Origin of the sequence: Mesorhizobium sp. M8A.F.Ca.ET.207.01.1.1, assembly GCF_004794715.1 — a bacterium.
Taxonomy (GTDB): Bacteria; Pseudomonadota; Alphaproteobacteria; order Rhizobiales; family Rhizobiaceae; genus Mesorhizobium.
Window position 1 is genome coordinate 1 of record NZ_SRUS01000257.1, and the last position, 355, is coordinate 355.

Sequence of the window (355 nt, forward strand, 5' to 3'; positions counted from 1 at the left end):
TCTTCCTACCCAGGCATTGCGGATGACGCTGTGCATCAGCCCGTGCGCGGCTAGAGGCGCTTCCCAGGAATAGGCCTTGTCGATGCGGATCGGTTTGCCGGCCTCGTCGAGCAGCAGATCGTCGGGACCGCAGACGAAGCCGAGCGGCATGCCGTCCAGCGGCGTCATCGGCCGGACGTTTTTTCCGCATGGCTTCCGTCCCGGCGGCGCCGGGCGCGGGTAGGGCGGCTTGAAGCGGAAGCCGCCTGGAACGTCGATCGTGCCGAGCAGCACCTGCAGCAGATGGATGGCACGGCAGGTATGAAAGCCATTGGAATGGGCCGAGATGCCGCGCATGGCATGCATCGACACGGGC

The 355-nt window shown here is 65.9% G+C and carries 1 pseudogene; it reads right to left on the reverse strand.

From position 1 onward, the window contains the following. Positions 1–355: pseudogene (locus tag EN850_RS34420) on the reverse strand (formate dehydrogenase); the annotation flags it as partial.